The organism is Marinactinospora rubrisoli (assembly GCF_042664915.1).
Taxonomy (GTDB): domain Bacteria; phylum Actinomycetota; class Actinomycetes; order Streptosporangiales; family Streptosporangiaceae; genus Marinitenerispora; species Marinitenerispora rubrisoli.
Map to the genome: position 1 here is coordinate 290,822 of NZ_JBHTBH010000006.1, position 18,488 is coordinate 309,309.

The following is an 18,488-nucleotide window of genomic DNA, read 5'->3' on the forward strand; positions in this document are numbered from 1 at the left end:
TTACGCGACAGTAGGTTCCGGGGTTCCCGGCTTTTGTCGCGCTCCTCACCCTGCGGACCGGCGGCGTTCCCGGCCGCCCCGCTCGCGGTCAGCGCCCGGCCGGGGGCACCGGCGTCAGCTCCGGGCGCTTGGGTGCCAGGCCGTCACCGGAGGAACGCCCGGTGAGCCGGCGCCCGACCCACGGCACCAGGTACTCGCGCGCCCAGCGCAGGTCGGCGCCGCGAGCCGTGCGCCAGTCCACGGCCGCCGCGGGCGGCCAGGGTTCGTCCGAACGGCCCTCGGCCGGCACGCCGAGCACTTCGCAGACCCGCAGGGCGAGCCGCCGGTGGCCCTCGGGGGACATGTGCAGCCGGTCGGCGTCCCAGGCGCGCGGGTCGGTGAGCACGTCCATCCGCCACTGGTCGACCACGTGGCAGCCGTACCGGTCGGCGATCGACCGGAGGTTGAGGTAGAAGCGCGCGAACTTCCCGATGCGGGCGCGCATGTACCCCGTGGTGAAGTTGACGCCGGTGAACAGCACCACCTCCGCGCCGGTCGCGCGCAGCCGCTGGACGGCGTGCGCCACGCCCGCGGCGAGCCGGTCGGGGTCGCCGCCGGGCCGCAGCAGGTCGTTGCCGCCGGCGCTGAACGTCACCAGGTCCGGGCCGGACTCCAGCGCGCGCGGGAGCTGGTCGGCCAGCACCTGGCGGAGCAGTTTGCCGCGCACCGCGAGGTTGGCGTACCGGATCTCGGCGGTCGGCGCGGCGTGTTCGGCCAGGTGCTCGGCGAACCGGTCGGCCCATCCCCGGAAGTGCCCGCTTCGGTGGGCGGCGCTGTCCGGGTAGGGGTCGCCGACCCCCTCGGTGAAGCTGTCCCCGATGGCGACGTAGGCGAGATCCGTGCGCCCGGCGAGCAGGCTCACGGCGCCGGCTCCACCGGGTTGGGCACGGCGCCGCCGTAGCGCCGGTCGCGGCTGGCGTAGATCTCGCAGGCGTGCCAGAAGTGCCGGCGGTCGAAGTCGGGCCAGAGGGTGTCCAGGAAGACGAACTCGGCGTACGCCGACTGCCAGAGCAGGAAGTTGGACAGCCGCTGCTCGCCGGAGGAGCGCACGAACAGGTCGACCTCGGGGATCTCCGGCTCGTCCAGGTACTTGGCGACCGTCGCCTCGGTGACCCGGTCGGGGTTGATCCTGCCGTCGGCGGCGGCGCGGGCGATCCGCGCGGCGGCGTCGGCGATCTCGGCGCGGCCACCGTAGTTGACGCAGAACTGCAGGGTGAGGGCGCGGTTGTCCTTGGTCATCTCCTCGGCCTGCTCCAGTTCGGAGATGACGCTCTTCCACAGCCGGCCGCTGCGCCCGGCCCAGCGCACCCGCACGCCGCGCGCGTGCAGCTCGTCGCGGCGGCGGCGGATGACCTCGCGGTTGAAGCCCATGAGGAAGCGCACCTCCTCGGGCGAGCGCTTCCAGTTCTCGGTGGAGAAGGCGTAGGCGGAGAGGTAGGGGACGCCGAGTTCCAGCGCGCCCTCGATCACGTCGAACAGCGAACTCTCGCCGGCCTTGTGCCCCTCGGTGCGCGGCAGCCCGCGTTCCTTGGCCCAGCGCCCGTTTCCGTCCATGACGATGGCCACGTGCCGGGGCACGAGCTCGCGCGGCAGCTCCGGCGGCCGGGCGCCGCTGGGGTGCGGCCGCGGCGGCTCGACCGGGCGAGCGGCCGACTTGGACGAGAGGGGGTTGTACAGGCTCACGTACGCTCCACGAGGCGCAGGGATCGGATTCCGTTTTCCAGGTGCCACTGCAGGTAGGCGGCGACCAGCCCGCTGCACTCGGTGCGGTGCCGGCCTTCGCTGGCGTCGGCCTCGGCCCAGTCGCCGCGCAGCAGGGCCGCCATCAGGTGGACCGTCGCGGCGGCTGGGGAGGCCGAGCCCGCCGGCCGGCACACCGAGCACACGGTACCGCCGGCGTGCACCGCGAAGGAACGGTGCGATCCGTGCGAGCCGCAGCGCGCGCACTCCCCCAGCGCGGGGGCGTACCCGGCGACGGCCAGCGAGCGTAGCAGGTAGGCGTCCAGGACCAGCCGTGGGTCGTGGACGTCCTCGGCCAGCGTGCGCAGGCCGCCCACGAGGAGCAGGAACTGCCGCAGTGCGGGGTCCTTCTCGACGATGACGATCTTCTCGGCGGTCTCCAGCATGGCGGTGCCCGCGGTGTAGCGCGGATAGTCGGTGACGATGGTCTCGCCGTAGGCCCGCAGGGTGTCGGCCTGGGTGATGACGTCGAGCGTGCGGCCGGTGTGCAGCTGCAGGTCGACGTGGGTGAAGGGTTCCAGGCGGGCGCCGAACCGGGACTTGGTGCGCCGCACCCCCTTGCCGACCGCGCGGACCAGCCCGGTGCGCCGGGTCAGCAGGGTGACGATGCGGTCGGCCTCCCCCAGCTTCTGGGTGCGCAGGACGACTCCCTCGTCACGGTAGAGGCTCACGTGCCCATTCTCGCCGATCACCCGTCCGGCGGCGAACCGGGCGGTCCGCCGTGCGGGGTGCGGCGGGCGTCCGTCCCGCCCCCACCAGCGATATCACCGATTGGTAACGCCTTTTGCCGCGAAGTGGTCTACGATCGCGCCCGGAGTGACAAATGGCGACTATCCCCCATTGCACGGTTTTCCGCAGTCCCAACCCCACTCTCCCCAGAACAGAACGGGGGCAGCACGATGCCACGCGGTAACGGAAGCCATCGAAGATCCCGCGGCCGGGAGAGCGGCGCCCGGCGCCGGCGGGTCTCCCGGCGCGCCCCGAAGCGGCCGTCAGCCTGGCGGCGTCCGCTCATCGGCGCGGCCGCCGCGATCCCGGTCGGGCTCGGCCTGGCGGCCGCGCTCACCCTCGCCGGACTGCCGCAGGACGCCGGACGGGACTCCGGCGGCCAGCAGGCGGCGGTCCCCGACGACGCCCTCACGCCCGAGGACGACTTCTTCCCCAGCACCAGCCCCTCCGTTCCCCCCTCCCCCCGCCCCTCGGATCAGGCCGACGAGAGCGCGCAGACCAGCGCCGAGATCACCGTGGAGCCGTCACCGTCGGACTCCGGGTCCTCCGGCTCCGACGCCACGGAGCCCTCCGACGGCGGCTCGGACGACTCCGGCCCCGGCGGGCGCCCCGACCGGGGCGACTGGTCGCCCCCCGACCGGCCGTCCGGCGGCTCCTCGCTCGCCTCGGCCGTGGTCGAGCTGGTGAACGACGAGCGCTCCCGGGCCGGCTGCCCCGACGTCCGGGTGGACGGACGGCTGACCGCCGCCGCGCAGGGGCACAGCGAGGACATGGCCGCGCGCGACTACATGGACCACGTCAGCCCCGACGGGGAGGGGCCCGCCGACCGCGCGGCCGAGGTCGGCTATCCGGCCTGGTCCGGCGAGAACGTGGCCGCCGGGTACCGCACGGCCGAGGACGTCATGAACGGCTGGATGAACAGCGACGGGCACCGCGCCAACATCCTGAACTGCGACAACCGGGCCATCGGGGTCGGCGAGGCCGAGCGCTACTGGACTCAGATGTTCGGCCGGGAGTAGCCCGGCGGCGGCGCGGGCGTCGCCGCCGAACGAACGCGTCCGGCACCCGGGGACCCGGGTGCCGGACGGACGGTCACGCCCGCGGCCGTCAGACGGCCCCGGCGCGGCTGACCGCGCTGCACACCGCCTTCAGCGATGCCGTGGTGATGTTGTCGTTCACCCCGACCCCCCAGACGGTGCGGCCGTCCACCTCGGCCTCGACGTAGGCCGCGGCGCGGGCGTCGCCGCCCTCGCTCATGGCGTGCTCGATGTAGTCGACGACCCGGACCTTGACGCCGATGCCGGCCAGCGCGTCCACGAACGCCGAGATGGGGCCGTTGCCGGAGCCGCCGATCTCGCGGATCTCCCCGTTGACCGAGACGTCGGCGGAGATCCGGTAGCCGCCGTCCTCCGTGGTCCCGGACCGGTGCGCGACCACCGCGACCGGCCCGCGCTCGGACAGGTAGGTCTCGGTGAAGATGTCCCACAGGCGCTCGCCGGAGAACTCGCCGCCCTCGGTGTCGGTGAACTCCTGCACCACCCGGGAGAACTCGATCTGCAGCCGGCGCGGCAGGTCCAGCGCGTGGTCCCGCTGCAGGATGTAGGCGACCCCGCCCTTGCCGGACTGGCTGTTGACCCGGATGACGGCCTCGTAGGTCCGGCCGACGTCCTTGGGATCGATCGGCAGGTAGGGCACCCGCCACGGGTGCTCGGCCACGGGCACGCCCGCGCGCCCGGCGTCGTCCTCCAGCGCGGCCAGCCCCTTCTTGATGGCGTCCTGGTGCGAGCCGGAGAACGCGGTGTACACCAGGTCGCCGCCGTAGGGGTGCCGGGGGGCGACCGGGAGCTGGGTGCAGTGCTCGACGATCCGGCGGATCTCGTCGATGTCGGAGAAGTCGATCTGCGGGTCGACCCCCTGGCTGAACAGGTTCAGGCCGAGGGTGATCAGATCGACGTTGCCGGTGCGTTCGCCGTGCCCGAACAGGCAGCCCTCGACCCGGTCCGCGCCCGCCATCACCGCGAGTTCGGCGGAGGCGACGCCGGTGCCGCGGTCGTTGTGCGGGTGCACCGACAGGCAGACGTGCTCGCGCCGGGACAGCCGCCGGCTCATCCACTCGATCTGGTCGGCGTAGACGTTGGGCGTGGCGCGCTCCACGGTGGCCGGCAGGTTGAGGATGATCTCGCGCCCGGGGCCCGGCTCCCAGACGTCCATGACCGCCTCGCAGACCTCCAGCGCGAAGTCCGGTTCGGTGTCGATGAAGATCTCCGGAGAGTACTCGTAGCCGACGTACTCGGCGTCGCCCAGGTACTGCGCCATGTACGTCATGACGTGCCGGGTGCCCTCGACCGCGATGGCCTTGCAGGCGTCCCGGTCCACCCGGAACACCACGCGGCGGAACTCCGGCGCGGTGGCGTTGTACAGGTGCACGGTCGCCCGCTTGGCGCCGGCCAGGCTCTGCACCGTGCGCTCGATCAGGTCCTCGCGCGCCTGGGTGAGGACGGAGATGACCACGTCGTCGGGTACCCGGTCCTCCTCGATCAGCGACCGGACGAAGTCGAAGTCGGTCTGGCTGGCGGCCGGGAAGCCGACCTCGATCTCCTTGTAGCCCATGCGCACCAGCAGGTCGAACATCTCCCGCTTGCGCTCGGGGTCCATGGGCTCGATCAGCGCCTGGTTGCCGTCCCGCAGGTCGGTGGAGAGCCAGCGCGGAGCGGCGGTGATGGTCTTGGACGGCCAGGTGCGGTCGGGCAGATCGACCGGCGGGAAGGGCTGGTAGCGATGAACGGGCATACCACTGGGCTGCTGCTGCGGCACCATGAAAGAGGCTCCTCGGAAAGGGTTTCGCTCGCGGTGGTGTCCGGCCGACAAGAACACGCCAAGGACCCGCGGCGAGGGAGCCGGCCTAACTCAACGGCCCCCGCCGCGGCCGCTAAGGAGGAGCAGCGCGCACGGCATAACGGTGATCACGTTAGCAGACACGCGAAGGGGCCGGGCGTGAGGGGTGTCACGGTGCCGCACCCCGGCAGGAGCGACGCGCCACCATGCCGTGCGCCCCGCCGCCGCCCGGCCTCGCCTTACGCGCTGCCGGCCGGAGGGCGCCGGCCGCCGTCTCCGGTGTCCCCCAGCCGCTCGGCGACGCCGCGCGGCAGCGCGTCCCATCCGGCCATCGGCCGGGCGGCGAGCACCGCGGCGAGGTCGGCCTCGCCCGCCCCGGACGCCGTGAGCGCCGCGCGCAACTGCGGCTCCGGCAGGGTGTTCAGCCAGCGCAGCCACAGCCCCTCCCACCCCTGCGGTGACGGCCGGCCGTACGCCCGGAACCGGGCCATCCCGCCGTCCGGGTACACGTCCAGCCGCAGCCGGGTGGCCGGGCGCGGGCCGGCGACCACGAACCGGTGCCGGGTGTCCGGCCGCAGATCGGTCCGCTCCAGCAGCGGGAACCACGCTCGGGGGTCCGCCGGGTCGGCGGTGCTCTCGTCGCAGCCGCTCACCCGGGCGGCGCCGGGGGCGTTGAAGAGGAAGTAGCCGGTGTCCAGCTCCAGCAGCCGCACCTCGCCGTGGGCGGCGAGGCGGAACTCCACCCAGTCGTTGCCGGGGCCGCGGCGGCGCGCGTTCTCCCAGCCCTCGCCCATGTCGCGGGTCAGGCCCGGTGCGATCAGGTTCACGGGCGCGGAGTAGAACTCGTCGCTGCATCCGATGATCCCGCCGCCGTTCTCCAGCGCGGCCAGGTCGAGTCCGCCGGTGACCATGAGCCGCGGGTCGGCCACGGGCTCGCCGTGCACCCGGAAACGGGCGACGCCGCCGTCGGGGTAGATCGACAGCCGCACGTGGGTGTAGCGGTGCGGGTCGGCCACCGGGAACGGGTTGGCGGCGTCGCCGCGGACCGCGCTGCGCGGCACCAGCGTGGTCCACTGCGCGGCGGCGAGGTCGTCCGGTGCCGGGTGCCCCTCCACGCCGGCGGCCTCGACGGAGATCTCCGGCGGGTAGTTGCCCGTGAACCACGCGGTGTCCACGACCACGCCGTGCACGACTCCCGGGGTGCCGAGCCGGACGATGGCGTGGTCGTGGCCGGGGGTGCGCCGGCGCCGGGTCTCCCAGCCGTCGTAGACCTTGCCCTTGTGGCCGAAGGCGCCCGGGTCGAACGCGGGGGCGCCCGGCCGGATGAGGTTCTCGCGTTCGGCGAAGGACTCGTCGCTGGCGTGGACGACGGCGCCGCCGAGCGTCCGCCGGGCGAGGTCGGGGAGACGGAGGAATGCGGGAGTCTCGACGTCGGGCACCTTGGGTTACCTCACTCCTGTGCTCTCGGGCGGGGGTAGGGGTTCGAACTCCGCGACCGCGTCGATGGACGCGCCGTGCGGAGTGTTGGCCTCGCGCTCGATCATGATCTCCACCAGGACCGGCCGCGACGTCGCCCGCGCCTCCTTGCGCGCCCACTCCAGGGCCGCGCGGATGTCCGCCGGTTCGGTGATCCGCCGGCCGGAGCAGCCGTAGCCCTCCATGACGCGGACGTTGTCGGTGCCGTACTCGTCGTAGTGGATGTCGACCTCGTAGTTCATGCCGTACGGGATCTCCGCCTGGCGGATCAGGCCGAGGTACTCGTTGTTCAGCATGACGATGACGAACGGGATGTCGTACTGGGCCGCGACGGCCAGCTCCTCCACCATGAAGTGGAATCCGTAGTCGCCGACGACGGCGACGACCTCGGCGTCGGGCTCACGGCCGCGCAGCGCGCGCCGGACGCCGATCGCCGCCGGGATCTCCCATCCGAGCGGGCCGGCCTGGCCGCACACCTGGTAGCGCCGGGGCCGGGCGGTCCGCTGGTGCTGGCCGCCCCAGATCTGGTAGAGGCCGATGGCGGTCACGAAGTAGGTGTCGTCGTCGAAGACCTCGTTGATCTCGCGGTACACCCGCGGCGCCTTGATGGGCACGGTGCCGAAGTCGTCCCGCCGGGTCAGGGTGGCGCGCAGCTCCTGGACCCGCCGCACCCAGGAGCCGGGTGGCCGGCCGGCGCCGCGCGAGCGCGCCTCCTCCAGGAGGGCGCGCAGGAACAGCCGGGTGTCGGAGACGATGCCGAGCTCGGGCGGAAAGACCCGGCCGATCTGGGTGGGCTCGATGTCGACGTGGATGAACGCGCGCTCGCCGCGGTAGACGTCGAGCGCGCCGGTGTGCCGGTCGCCGAAGCGCGCCCCCAGCGCGAGGACGAGGTCGGATTCCAGGAAGGAGGCGTTGCCGTACCGCTGCGAGGTCTGGATGCCGGTCATGCCGGCGAAGAGCGGATGCCGCTCGTCGATCGCCCCCTTGCCCATAAGGGTGACCTGCACCGGGATCTGCAGGTACTCGGCCAGCTCGGCCAGCTCGGCGTGCGCGTCGCCGCCGATCACCCCGCCGCCGGCCAGCAGCAGCGGACGTTCGGCCGCCAGCAGCATGTCCAGGGCGCGGCGCACCCGGGGGCGGTGCGGCTCGACCACCGGCACCGGCAGCGGTGCGTCGAGCGCGGGGTCCCACACGATGTCCTGGCGCTGCACGTCCAGCGGGAGGTCGATGAGCACCGGGCCGGGCCGGCCGGATCGCGCGGTGCGGAACGCCTCCCGGAAGATCCACGGCGCCTGCGCGGCCTCCTTGACCTGCACCGCCCACTTGGTGACGGGCTCGGCGATCCGCACGATGTCGACCGCCTGGAACGCCTCCTGGTGCAGCTTGGCGCTGACCGCCTGCCCGGTGACGCACACCATCGGAACCGAGTCGGCGTGCGCCGTGTACAGGCCGGTGATCATGTTGGTTCCGGCCGGCCCGGAGGTGCCCACCGCGACGCCGACGTTGCCGGTGGTGCGGGCCCAGGCGTCGGCCATATGGGTGGCGCCCTCCTCATGCCGGACGATCAGGTGGTCGACGCCGCTGCCGCGCAGGGCGGCGTAGAACGGCAGGATCGCGGCGCCGGGGCAGCCGAAGACGGTGTCGACGCCCTCGGAGCGCAGGACGTCGACCACGGCGGACATGACGGGGATGGATAACATGTCAACTCGCCCTTCACTTCTCCACGGGGAAAGGGTGATCCGCCGGTGGGAGCCGGGTGCGCCAACACCCGGTGTCCCGGTCGACCGGTCCCACCGGCGGCCTTCGTTTCTGGTGGGGACGGGTCCGCTACCGCGGTGCCCGCCCCGAGAGCCGCTCGACGAGCAGCAGCAGCGCGGAATGGTCCAGGTCGCCGTGGCCCTGCGCCTTGAGCGCCCCCATGAACTGGGCCACGAGGGTGGCCACCGGCAGCGCGACGCCGGCCTCGCGGGCCGCGGCGGTGACGATGCCGAGGTCCTTGTGGTGGAGCTCGGCGCGGAAGCTGGGCTGGAAGCTGCGCTCCCGCATGGCCGGGCCCTTGCGGTTCAGCACGGTGCTGCCCGCCAGGCCGCCGCCGAGCACCGTGCAGGCGCGCTCGGTGTCGACGCCGTGCGCCTCCAGGAAGACCAGGGCCTCGGCGACGAGCTGGATGTTGCCGGCCACGATCAGCTGGTTGGCGGCCTTGACGGTCTGCCCGGCACCGGAGGGGCCGACCCGCACGACGGTGCTGCCCATGGCCTCCAGCACGGGGCGGGCCGCCTGGACGTCGGCCTCGGCCCCGCCGACCATGATCGAGAGGGTGCCCTCGATCGCGCCGGGCTCGCCGCCGCTGACCGGAGCGTCCAGCACCCGCAGACCGCGCGCCGCACCCTCGTCGGCGACGGCGCGTGCGGTGTCGGGGCGGATCGTGCTCATGTCGATGACGAGCGTGCCGGGGGCCGCGTGCGCGAACACGCCGTCGGCGCCCAGCAGCACCGCCTCGACGTCCGGCGAGTCCGGGACGATCGTGATGACGGCATCGGCGCCGCGCACCGCCGCGGCGACGGAGTCGGCGGCGGCGCCGCCCTGGGCGGCGAACCGCTCGGTCTTCTGCGGCGAGCGGTTGTACCCGGTGACCTGGAAGCCCGCCTTCACGAGGTTGACGGCCATCGGCATTCCCATGGTGCCCAGGCCGATGAAGGCGACGCGGCTCGGCCGGGGCTCCTCGGCGGGCGGCGTCGGGGTGGCTGCGGTCATGTGGCTGGGTGTCCTTCCTGCTGCGGTCTCTCGGCGGCGCGCTCAGCGCTCCAGCCAGGCGAGGCTTTCGGTGGTGGGCACGGTGGGCCGGTACTCCAGGCCCACGCGGCCGGTGTAGCCGCGCCGCTGTGCGGCGGCGAGCAGTTCGGGCAGCGGCAGGGTGCCGGTGCCGGGCTCGCCGCGGCCGGGGTGGTCGGCGATCTGGATGTGGCCGAACTCGGCGGCGTGCTCCTCGACCACGGCGGCGACATCGTCGCCGTTGACGGCCAGGTGGTAGAAGTCGGCGAGCACCGCGACGTTGTCCGCGCCGGCGGCGTGCGCGGCGTGCACGACGCGCAGCGCGTCGGCGGCGGTCCGCAACGGGTAGCCGGGGGCTCCGCTGACCGGCTCGACGAGCACGGTGCCGCCGATGGCGGCGACCGCCTTGGCGGCGGCGGTGATGCTCTCCAGGGCCACCGCGTCGGAGTCGGCGGCGGGCACGCCCGCCTCGCGCAGGCCGTAGAGGGCGTTGAAGCCGGTGGTGCCGAGCCGGCGGCCGATCTCCACGACGACGTCGATGTTGGCACGGAACTCGGCGGCGCGGACCGGGGAGGAGAGCACGCCGCGATCCCCGGCCGGCATGTCCCCGGCGAAGAAGTTGAGGCCGGTGAGCCGGACGCCGGCGTCCTCGATGGCCGCCGTGAACTCCGCCACCTCGGCGTCGTCGGGCACCGGCCGGTCGAACGGCCACCAGAACTCGACGGCGTCGAACCCGGCGGCGCGCGCCGCGGCGGGACGCCGCAAGAGGGGCAGTTCGGTGAAGAGCAGTGAGCAGTTCACCGTGTAGCGCAGCGTGTGGCCCACACCCCACCTCCCATATCTTCCGTATTCTGGAATCTACTTTTCACTTTGGGGAATAGCCCTGAGTCTGGGGCGCCGTGGCGCCCTTGTCAACCACCTTCCCGCGGTGCGGCGAGGGCATCGCCCCGGTCAACGCCGGGCGGTTCGGCCGGTGCGCGTCGAGCGTGTTGCCCGGCACGGCCCGGTCCAGGTCGTGCCGCGGGCCCGCCTGTGCGGCGAGGTCGCTGACGCGCCGGGCCATGGCCCGACTTCGGCCGGCGAGGCGCCCGTCTTCTTGGCGAGCGTCTCGTTGCCGGGCTCGCGATACTCCGTGGGTGGCCGGTGGCGGCGTTGCCGGTGTCAGGTCCGCCTTCCGGTGCGCGGCCGGTGGCAGGCCAGGAGGGGCGGCGGCGAACATGGCGGCTCCGGGCGTCCGTTGCGCACTTTGCGGGCGGCTTCAACCTACGCAAGTCCGGCGCGGAGCGTACGACCGCCCTCCCCCGCCGCGCCGGAGCCGCGAGACGGCCGGGAAGCGGAGGAACGTACGAACCTCCGGCCGGGCGACGTGGTGCGTTCGGTGAGCCGCACGAAATCCTCGGCGGAGCGGCACCATGACGTCCGACACGGTTGACATGTCGTGCCGCCCACGGTTCTAGTGGTCGCCTACTCGTGTCGGCGGCCCGGCGTGCCGCCCGGCCGCCCGACGGGACCGACCTCCCGGCCGGACGCCACTCACCGCAGGAGAGCCCATGCCCGAGAGCAGCGCCGCGGCGGTCGCGGACCCCGGACTCGCGTGGTTCAACGGCTTACCGATCGAACGCTGCCGCGCCGAGTGCGCGCGGTGCCTGGACGTCGGCTCCTGGGGCGATGCGCTGCTCCGGGGCCGCCCGTACGCCACCCGCGACGAGCTTCTGGCGGCCGCCGGCACGCACGCCGCCGCCCTCGGGCCGGCCGACGTCAGGGCCGCGCTCGCCCGCCACCCGCGCATCGGGGAACGCGCCGAGGGCGGGCACACCGAGGCGCGCTGGTCCCGTGGCGAGCAGTCCGGGATGGCGTCCGCCACCGCCCAGATTCGCGCCGCCATGCGCGCCGGCAACGCCGAGTACGAGCGGCGTTTCGGGCACATCTACCTGGTCTGCGCGAGCGGCCGGTCCGCTGGGGAACTGCTGGCCGACCTGCACACCCGGCTGGACAACGACCCCGAGACCGAGCTGCGGGTGGTCGCCCGCGAACTGCGCGGCATCGCACTGGTGCGGCTGGCCAAACTGCTGGACGCGGGATGTACCGGCGGAGGAGGGAGACGGCCCATGACCGTCAGCCACGTGACCACGCACGTCCTCGACACCGCCCTCGGCCGGCCGGCGGCGGGAATCGCCGTGACGCTGGAGACCGCCGCCGACACCGGGCGCACCTCCTGGACGCCGCTGGCCGTCGGCCGCACCGACGACGACGGCCGCGTCTCCGACCTCGGCCCCCGGCGCCTGGCCGCCGGCGTGTACCGGCTCGTCTTCGACACCGAGAGCTACTTCCGCCGGGGCGGGCGGCGGACCTTCTACCCCGAGGTCGGTGTCGTGTTCGAGATCGCCGACGAGGACGCCCACCACCACGTCCCGCTGCTGCTCAGTCCGTTCGGCTACTCCACCTACCGGGGGAGCTAGCCGGCACCCCCACCCCCGCGAAGGAGCTGATGCGACATGGCCATCCGGCTCGGCGACAACCAGTACGGCAAGGCGGAGGTCCGGCTCATGCGCGTCACTCGTGACGGCGACCGGCACACCATCAAGGACCTGAACGTCACCTCGCAGTTACGCGGCGACTTCGACGCGGTGCACGTCGCGGGCGACAACACCAACTGCCTGGCCACCGACACCCAGAAGAACACCGTTTACCTGCTGGCCCGCACGCACCGGATCACCTCGATCGAGGACTTCGCGCTGCTGCTCGCCCGGCACTTCGTCACCGGGTTCGACTACGTGCGCGGCAGCCGTCAGGAGATCGAGGAGTACGGCTGGAGCCGGATCCGCACCGCCGACGGCCCGCACGACCACTCCTTCGTGCGCGACGGCGCCGAGGTGCGGACCACCGTCGTCACCAGGGAAGGCGACCACGAGTGGGTGGTGTCCGGCCTGCGCGACCTGGTGGTGCTGAAGTCGACCGGATCGGAGTTCCGCGGCTTCCCCAAGACCCCGCACACCACGCTGCCCGACGCCGACGACCGCGTCCTCGCCACGTCCCTCACGGCCCGCTGGCGGTACACGGGCACCGACGTCGACTGGAACGCCGGCTACACGGCGATCCGCGCGACCATCCTGGAGACCTTCGCCACCACCTACAGTCTGGCGCTGCAGCAGACGCTGTACACCATCGGCCGCACCGTGCTGGAGACCCGCCCGGAGGTCGCCGAGATCCGGCTGTCGGCGCCCAACAAGCACCACTTCGCGGTGGACCTGACCCCGTTCGGGGAGGACAACCCCAACGAGGTGTTCTACGCGGCCGACCGGCCGTACGGGCTCATCGAGGCCACGGTGTACCGGGACGACGCCCCGGACGCGGGACGGGCGTGGGAGTCGGTGCCGGGGTTCGTGTAACAGGGACCCGCACGACCGTCCAGCGAGCCGAACCCGGTGCCCGCTCCCGTGCAGCACCCCTCATCTGTGTGCTGCACGGGAAGCGGATCACCGGCGATAGCGGATCGGCCTCGGGCTGCGATGCTCGTCCCCTTCGGCAGCCGACCTCAGCCGGGTCAGATGCCCCGGTAGTGTCTGGCCTGCCGCTTCGCCTGTTCCATTCCCCTACGGCCGCGGTAGGTGCCGGAACTCAGGTTGCCCGAGGGGCCCTCACGCAACTGGCGTTCGCGTTCGGCGCGCTGGTACTGCTGGGGAGTCAGCCAGGCCGCCACCTCGGCTTTCTGCGCTTCCATCTGTTCCCTGCGCTTCTTCCCGAGCGCCCCGATTACGCCGCGCTTTTGCCGGCCCTGCCCAAGGCCCTCTCGCTTCTTGAACTCGTCGAGCTGTTCGGCGGAGAACCGCACCTTCTCTCCGACGACCATCCTCAGCGGCGGCTTGTTGGGATCCTCCCCGAGCGGATGAAACCGCTTCCACTGGTTCTTGAACGACTTGATGAACTCCTTCTCCATCTCGTCGCGGAACTCTTTGAAAACGTCGTCGACGCTCTTGTACTTCCCCTTGACCTTGTTCCCGCTCACCGCCTTGGCCTTGACCTTCTTACCAATGGAAGCGGCCTTCTTCTCGACCTCGGCCTTGGCCTTATCGACCACGTTCATGATCGGCTTGGGGAGATGGATATCGCTCATGAGCCCTGTCTCCTCGATGGGTTAGTGGACGCGCTCGGCAAGGAACGGTTTGTGTTCCCCGGAGCCGCTCTCTTCGCTCCGGCTTCCGTGGCATATCGCCATTCGGACCCGGCCGGCGTGGGCGTCAGCGCCCGCGCGGACGCACAGAGTTGAAGGTGTTGATGTCCACATGACGCGTGGGAACGTCCCGCACCTGCGTGGTCCGCTCATCATCCGCGTTGAAGGTCTGCGCCCGGGTAATCGCCTTGTTATGCTCCTTGACCGCCTTCTCAAGCGCCTTCCATGCCCCCTCACTGCGGTTCCTGGTGGCGTTGGCGATGGCGTCAGTGAGTTCCTTCCGTGTATTCTTCAGCGCTTGTTCGAGGGGCAGCGGATTGTCGGACGATCGTATCCAAGGTCTCCTCTCGTGGTCCCAGCGGACCGGACATGTCCTCGTCAAAACCGTTGCCCTTCGCCGCCCAGACGGCGAAGGGCCTCAGGGGTTACAGGGACAGACGGCACTCGGCTTCTCCCGGTTTCATCTCCGATCCCAGATTTTTCGGCCCAAAATCACAGCATTCTGGGGGAACCAGGAGCGCATCGATCGCGTCTAAAGGCGCCACGTTTTCAGATCGGCATTCGGATTTACCGAAACGGAGCGCATCGCGTCCAAGTGCGTGGAGTTCGTATGTCCGGAGGCCCGACCCAGCGTTCTAGCGCCGGGACAGCAGCCGTCCCTGCGGCTCGGCCGGGTCCACCCGCTCCCCGCGCAGCCAGGTCTCTCGCACCACGCCGCGCAGCTCGCGGCCGTCGTACGGGCTGACCGGGTTGCGGTGCCGCAGCCGCCGGACGTCCACCCGGAACGTCTCCTCGGGCGCGACCACGGCGAAGTCGGCGTCGTACCCGACGGCCAGGCGCCCCTTGCCCGGGACGCCCGCGATCCCGGCCGGGCGCTGCGCCATCCAGCGCACGACGTCGGCGAGGCCGAAGCCGCGCTCGGACGCCTCCGTCCAAATCGCCGCGAACCCGAGCTGGAGTGAGGACACCCCGCCCCATGCCGCGGCGAAGTCGCCGGTGTCGAAGCGCTTCAGATCCGCGGTGCTCGGCGAGTGGTCACTGACCACGCAGTCGATGGTCCCCTCGCGCAGCGCCCGCCACAGCGCGTCGCGGTTGGCGGCCGACCGGATCGGCGGGCAGCACTTGAACTGGGTGCCGCCGCTGGGCACCTGTTCGGCGGTGATGGTGAGGTAGTGCGGGCAGGTCTCGACGGTCAGCGGCACACCGTCGGCCCGCGCCTCGGCGATGAGCGGGAGGGCCGTGGCGCTGGACAGGTGCAGGAGGTGCACGCGGGTTCCGGTGCGCCGCGCGGTGGCGATGGCACGGGCGATCGCCGCGTGTTCGGCGGCGTCCGGGCGCGAGGCGAGGAAATCGGCGTAGTCGCGCCCGCTCGCCTGCGGCGCGGCGGCCAGCACGTCCGGGTCCTCGGCGTGCACGATGAGCAGGCCGCCGAACGCACCGATGGCAGCGGCGGCGGAGTCGAACTCCGCGGGGCCTAGGTGGCCGAACTCCGGCACTCCGGACGGCGACAGGAACGCCTTGAAGCCGAACACGCCCGCCTCGTGCAGCGCCGCCAGCTCCCCGGTCGTGCCGTCGACGCTGTTCTCCGGCACCGCGCCGCCCCAGAAGCCGACGTCCACGGCCACCCGCCCGCGCGCCGCGTCCCGCTTGGCGGCCAGCCCGGCCACCGTGGTGGTGGGCGGCACGCTGTTCAGCGGCATGTCGACGATGGTGGTGACCCCACCGGCCGCCGCGGCGGCGGTCGCGGTGCCGAACCCTTCCCATTCGGTGCGGCCGGGCTCGTTGACGTGCACGTGGGTGTCCACCAGGCCGGGCAGCAGCACCTCGTCGTCGCCGATCCGCACCTCACGGGCGGCGTGGAGAGCGGCGGCGACGTCGGCGACCGTCGTGATGACGCCGTCGCGCACCCCGACCGCGACCGCGCGCTCCCCGTCGGGGGCGACGGCCCGGCGGGCGCGGATCACGAGGTCGTGCCGGATCGGGTCCGCCGTCGTCATGTCCACGACCTCCACCGCTGTTTCCCGCCGGATGCGCCTGGCTCCCGCGAGTATGCCGTTCGGGCCGTCGGGCCGGAAGGGCCGGCCCCAGTGATGTGGGTCCGGCGCTGCACGAGGGACAGACGATCACCGCAGCCGCCGACATCGCCAATTACCCCCTGTTGCTGGGTAGCCTCCAGGCAGCAGCGTTGGAGCCGGATGCTAGTCTCAAAATATCGAAACACGAACTTGGAAAGTTGCAGAATGAGAAATGAATCCCACTGGCACAAGGCCACCTACAGCGGCGGCACCAATGCCTGTGTAGAGGTACGCGAAAACTCCAGTGGCGCGGACGTGCGCGACACTCAGCATCGACACCTCGGATACCTACATTTTTCACGTGCGGAGTGGGTCGCTTTCCTGTACGAACTGAAGCACTGACGCGAAAGCTAGATCGTGATCACTAATGACTGGCGGAAGTCGACCTACAGCAACGGCGGCAACAACTGTGTTGAAGCCGCGCGGCAGTAGACGGCGCGGACCTCCGGGACTGCCAGCACACGAGTCTCGGGCACCTCACGTTCTCCGCCGTGGAGTGGGCGGCCTTCCTCCCGGCTGTGAAGGCTGATCACCTGTAATAGCGTGCCCTCCTCGGAGACCTCTGCTCGGAAGAGCAGAGGTCTTCCGAGTCTTCCTCCGGCCCCACTCGACATGCGAATCTGTCCGTGCGTCAACCGCTGGGGGTGAGCGAGGCCATGCTCTGGCCGGAAACCATACGGTCGGTGGTCAAGACCGGTCCCGACCGCGAAGTCGTCGCAGTCTATCCCTACCGTTCAGCCTGCCCCACCTCAACGTGGGCGCAGCTGATCAGCGGGGCTCAGCAGGAGCTGTTCTTCGGAGGCTTCACCAACTATTTCCTTTGGCTGCAACAATCCGCTTTTCATGCGACGTTGCGTGAGAAGGCAGCCGGCGGATGCCGAGTGCGATTCCTGGTCGGTAATCCCGATTCTGGGATCACCCGGCAGCGTGAGCAGGTGGAAGACGTCGCGCTCACAGTTTCCACGCGCATCCGCATCACCCTTGAGGAACTGGCCAAACTCACTGATACGTCCGGTATCGAAACGCGCTTCACCCACCCGGCGGATGCGGTCAACCACGTGTCGCTCTCGGTGTTCCGCTTCGACCACGACGCGTTGGTCACGCCCCACCTGGCCCGCTCAGCCGGGCACGATTCGCCGATGATGCACCTTCGCCGCGGCCAAGAGCAGGGCATGTTCGACCGTTTCGCCGAACACGCCGAAGAGCTATGGGAACGGGGAAGCACGGTGGAACCGCAGGGCTGACTCAGAACGTGCAGGCCGGTCACCTGCAACAGGACCCCTGAGACCTCCGGCCGCCGCTCACCCCACCCTGCGGCGGGCGAACCCGTCCAGCACCGCGCGGGGTACTCCCGCCGCCTCGGTGACTTCCGTGTCGGTCAGCGCCCCGCAGTCCAGGCCCCGCACCAGGACACCGGCGAGCGCCTGCGCGGTCGCCGGTTCGTCGAGCACTCCGCCGCCCGTCTCGCCGAGGTAGGCGCGGAGCCGGGCCGCCGCCGGGCCGAACGCCTCCCGGTAGAACGCGTACGTGGCGAGGTAGCGGGTGGGCAACTGGTGCGGGTGCAGGTCCCAGCCCTGGTAGTAGGCGCGTTCCAGGGACCGGCGGACCAGGGTGGCGTGCAGCCGCCACGCGGCGTGGATCTCGGCCGTGCCGCCGACGGGCAGCACGTTGGTGGAGCCGTCCGACAGCCGGACCCCCGTTCCGGCGGCGGCCAGTTGCATGACGGCCTTGGCGTGGTCGGCGACCGGATGGGCCATGCTCTGGAAGGCTGCGGTCACGCCACAGGCCGCGCTGTAGTCGTAGGTGCCGTAGTGCAGCCCGGTGACGCGCCCGGCACCGGCGTGCACCATGCGGGCGACCGCGGCGGTGCCGTCGGCCGCCAGGATCGACTGCGTGGTCTCGATCTGCAGCTCGAAGCGCAGCACGCCCTCGGCGAGGCCCAGGTCGCGTTCCAGACGCTCGGTCACCCACACCATGGCCGCCACCTGGTCCACCGACGTGATCTTGGGCAGGGTGAGCACGAACCCGTCGGGGAGCCGCCCGGCGCCCTCCAGCAGGGCGTCGAGGAACACCACGAGGCTGCGGGTGCCCCGCCTCCGGCCGGCCGGGGCCAAGCCCTTGGCCCGGACGCCGGTGCCCGGCGGGGCCGTGGCGGCGGCGATGTCGGCGCACAGGGCCGCGGCGGCGGCCCGGGCGTCCCGGTCCTCCACATCGTCCGGGCGCTCGCCGTAGCCGTCCTCCAGGTCGATCCGCAGGTCCTCGATCGGCTCGCGGTCCAGCTTGGCGCGCACCGCCGGCAGGCATCCGGCGACGATCGGCCCGGCCAGCCCGGTGGCGGCGGCCAGGTCCTCGGGGCCGGGGGCGTGCTCGTCCAGGACGCGCAGCGCGCGGTCGCCCCAGTCGCGGGCCAGTCCGGGGCGCACCTGGTCGGCGGGGACGTAGACGGTGTGGACGGGCTGGCGGCGCCCGTGGTCACCGGGGTACTCGCGGCGGAGCCGGGCGTCGGCGTCGGCCAGCCGGACGTCCAGTTCGGCGTGGATCCCGGCCAGGTCGACGCGCCCCGACCCGGCCGGCTCCGTCCGCCCACCGCCCGGCAGACCCTCGGGGCTTTTCCCGCTCCGCAGCCGCTCGGGGCTCTTCCCGCTCCGCAG

Annotated in this window: 17 protein-coding genes and 2 pseudogenes; 8 read left to right on the forward strand and 11 right to left on the reverse strand. The window is 72.0% G+C overall.

Translation table 11 applies throughout. The features are described from left to right. Window positions 1-88: 88 nt before the first annotated feature. The 3 genes from ACFQRF_RS14675 to recO are packed head-to-tail and all read right to left on the reverse strand — an operon-like array spanning window position 89 to window position 2,450. Window positions 89-901 (reverse strand): SGNH/GDSL hydrolase family protein, encoded by an 813-nt coding sequence (locus ACFQRF_RS14675; RefSeq protein WP_379871637.1) that lies wholly within the window; start codon window positions 899-901, stop codon window positions 89-91. Next, the gene (locus tag ACFQRF_RS14680; RefSeq protein WP_379871638.1) at window positions 898-1,722 is read right to left on the reverse strand and encodes an isoprenyl transferase; all 825 of its coding nucleotides are present in this window, start codon (window positions 1,720-1,722) and stop codon (window positions 898-900) included. Before ACFQRF_RS14680 ends, ACFQRF_RS14675 begins: the two co-directional genes overlap by 4 nt. Continuing rightward, window positions 1,719-2,450, reverse strand: a complete 732-nt coding sequence (recO, locus tag ACFQRF_RS14685) for a DNA repair protein RecO (protein ID WP_379871639.1) — start codon at window positions 2,448-2,450, stop codon at window positions 1,719-1,721. Before recO ends, ACFQRF_RS14680 begins: the two co-directional genes overlap by 4 nt. Before the next feature lie 228 nt (window positions 2,451-2,678). Between recO and ACFQRF_RS14690 the strand changes: the two genes are divergently transcribed. Then, on the forward strand, window positions 2,679-3,527 hold the full coding sequence (locus ACFQRF_RS14690) for a CAP domain-containing protein (protein ID WP_379871640.1): 849 nt from the start codon (window positions 2,679-2,681) through the stop codon (window positions 3,525-3,527). An 88-nt stretch (window positions 3,528-3,615) separates the two neighbouring features. On the opposite strand, the gene leuA is transcribed toward ACFQRF_RS14690, so the two are convergent. From leuA to ACFQRF_RS14715, 5 genes are all read right to left on the reverse strand, one after another. Continuing rightward, the gene (gene leuA, locus ACFQRF_RS14695; protein ID WP_379871641.1) at window positions 3,616-5,325 is read right to left on the reverse strand and encodes a 2-isopropylmalate synthase; all 1,710 of its coding nucleotides are present in this window, start codon (window positions 5,323-5,325) and stop codon (window positions 3,616-3,618) included. A gap of 257 nt (window positions 5,326-5,582) precedes the next feature. After that, window positions 5,583-6,782, reverse strand: coding sequence for an allantoicase (gene alc / locus ACFQRF_RS14700; protein WP_379871642.1), 1,200 nt, complete (start codon window positions 6,780-6,782; stop codon window positions 5,583-5,585). Window positions 6,783-6,788: 6 nt separating this feature from the next. After that, on the reverse strand, window positions 6,789-8,519 hold the full coding sequence (gene gcl / locus ACFQRF_RS14705; RefSeq protein WP_379871643.1) for a glyoxylate carboligase: 1,731 nt from the start codon (window positions 8,517-8,519) through the stop codon (window positions 6,789-6,791). A 127-nt stretch (window positions 8,520-8,646) separates the two neighbouring features. Further along, a complete protein-coding gene (locus tag ACFQRF_RS14710; RefSeq protein ID WP_379871644.1) occupies window positions 8,647-9,573 on the reverse strand; it encodes a 2-hydroxy-3-oxopropionate reductase in 927 nt (308 codons plus the stop codon). Between the two features lie 42 nt (window positions 9,574-9,615). Next, window positions 9,616-10,416 carry a hydroxypyruvate isomerase family protein gene (locus ACFQRF_RS14715; protein ID WP_379871645.1) on the reverse strand — a complete coding sequence of 267 codons (801 nt, stop codon included), beginning with the start codon at window positions 10,414-10,416 and terminating at the stop codon, window positions 9,616-9,618. A 725-nt stretch (window positions 10,417-11,141) separates the two neighbouring features. On the opposite strand from ACFQRF_RS14715, the pseudogene uraD reads away from it, so the two are divergent. The 3 genes and pseudogenes from uraD to pucL all read left to right on the forward strand — a co-directional run. Then, window positions 11,142-11,657 (forward strand): annotated as a pseudogene (gene uraD, locus ACFQRF_RS14720) (2-oxo-4-hydroxy-4-carboxy-5-ureidoimidazoline decarboxylase); the annotation flags it as partial. A gap of 42 nt (window positions 11,658-11,699) precedes the next feature. Next, entirely contained in the window at window positions 11,700-12,050 is a 351-nt protein-coding gene (uraH, locus tag ACFQRF_RS14725) for a hydroxyisourate hydrolase (protein WP_379871760.1), read from the forward strand. 36 nt (window positions 12,051-12,086) lie between these two features. After that, complete coding sequence (gene pucL / locus ACFQRF_RS14730; protein WP_379871646.1) at window positions 12,087-12,980, forward strand: factor-independent urate hydroxylase; 894 nt, start codon at window positions 12,087-12,089, stop codon at window positions 12,978-12,980. Window positions 12,981-13,135: 155 nt separating this feature from the next. Here the strand turns inward: pucL and ACFQRF_RS14735 are convergent, their stop codons facing one another. Beyond that, window positions 13,136-13,705 carry a hypothetical protein gene (locus ACFQRF_RS14735; RefSeq protein ID WP_379871647.1) on the reverse strand — a complete coding sequence of 190 codons (570 nt, stop codon included), beginning with the start codon at window positions 13,703-13,705 and terminating at the stop codon, window positions 13,136-13,138. A 692-nt stretch (window positions 13,706-14,397) separates the two neighbouring features. Next, window positions 14,398-15,759 carry an allantoinase AllB gene (allB, locus tag ACFQRF_RS14740; RefSeq protein ID WP_379871648.1) on the reverse strand — a complete coding sequence of 454 codons (1,362 nt, stop codon included), beginning with the start codon at window positions 15,757-15,759 and terminating at the stop codon, window positions 14,398-14,400. 243 nt (window positions 15,760-16,002) lie between these two features. Here allB and ACFQRF_RS14745 point away from each other — a divergent pair, with 243 nt between their 5' ends. From ACFQRF_RS14745 to ACFQRF_RS14760, 4 genes and pseudogenes are all read left to right on the forward strand, one after another. Further along, entirely contained in the window at window positions 16,003-16,179 is a 177-nt protein-coding gene (locus ACFQRF_RS14745; protein WP_379871649.1) for a DUF397 domain-containing protein, read from the forward strand. A 15-nt stretch (window positions 16,180-16,194) separates the two neighbouring features. Beyond that, window positions 16,195-16,269 carry a DUF397 domain-containing protein gene (locus ACFQRF_RS14750; RefSeq protein ID WP_379871761.1) on the forward strand — a complete coding sequence of 25 codons (75 nt, stop codon included), beginning with the start codon at window positions 16,195-16,197 and terminating at the stop codon, window positions 16,267-16,269. Window positions 16,270-16,310: 41 nt separating this feature from the next. Then, window positions 16,311-16,376 (forward strand): annotated as a pseudogene (locus ACFQRF_RS14755) (DUF397 domain-containing protein); the annotation flags it as partial. Between the two features lie 87 nt (window positions 16,377-16,463). Then, window positions 16,464-17,081 carry a DUF5919 domain-containing protein gene (locus ACFQRF_RS14760; protein ID WP_379871650.1) on the forward strand — a complete coding sequence of 206 codons (618 nt, stop codon included), beginning with the start codon at window positions 16,464-16,466 and terminating at the stop codon, window positions 17,079-17,081. A gap of 57 nt (window positions 17,082-17,138) precedes the next feature. Here ACFQRF_RS14760 and ACFQRF_RS14765 read toward each other — a convergent pair whose 3' ends face one another. Continuing rightward, window positions 17,139-18,386, reverse strand: a complete 1,248-nt coding sequence (locus ACFQRF_RS14765) for a DUF6986 family protein (RefSeq protein ID WP_379871762.1) — start codon at window positions 18,384-18,386, stop codon at window positions 17,139-17,141. Between the last annotated feature and the right edge of the window lie 102 nt (window positions 18,387-18,488).

Coding starts and splice junctions, on each gene's coding strand:
- leuA (WP_379871641.1), bottom strand. CDS start 5,325: ATGGTGCCGCAGCAGCAGCCCAGTGGTATGCCCGTTCATCGCTACCAG.
- gcl (WP_379871643.1), bottom strand. CDS start 8,519: ATGTTATCCATCCCCGTCATGTCCGCCGTGGTCGACGTCCTGCGCTCC.
- ACFQRF_RS14710 (WP_379871644.1), bottom strand. CDS start 9,573: ATGACCGCAGCCACCCCGACGCCGCCCGCCGAGGAGCCCCGGCCGAGC.
- uraH (WP_379871760.1), top strand. CDS start 11,700: ATGACCGTCAGCCACGTGACCACGCACGTCCTCGACACCGCCCTCGGC.
- ACFQRF_RS14745 (WP_379871649.1), top strand. CDS start 16,003: ATGAGAAATGAATCCCACTGGCACAAGGCCACCTACAGCGGCGGCACC.
- allB (WP_379871648.1), bottom strand. CDS start 15,759: ATGACGACGGCGGACCCGATCCGGCACGACCTCGTGATCCGCGCCCGC.
- pucL (WP_379871646.1), top strand. CDS start 12,087: ATGGCCATCCGGCTCGGCGACAACCAGTACGGCAAGGCGGAGGTCCGG.
- ACFQRF_RS14690 (WP_379871640.1), top strand. CDS start 2,679: ATGCCACGCGGTAACGGAAGCCATCGAAGATCCCGCGGCCGGGAGAGC.
- ACFQRF_RS14735 (WP_379871647.1), bottom strand. CDS start 13,705: ATGAGCGATATCCATCTCCCCAAGCCGATCATGAACGTGGTCGATAAG.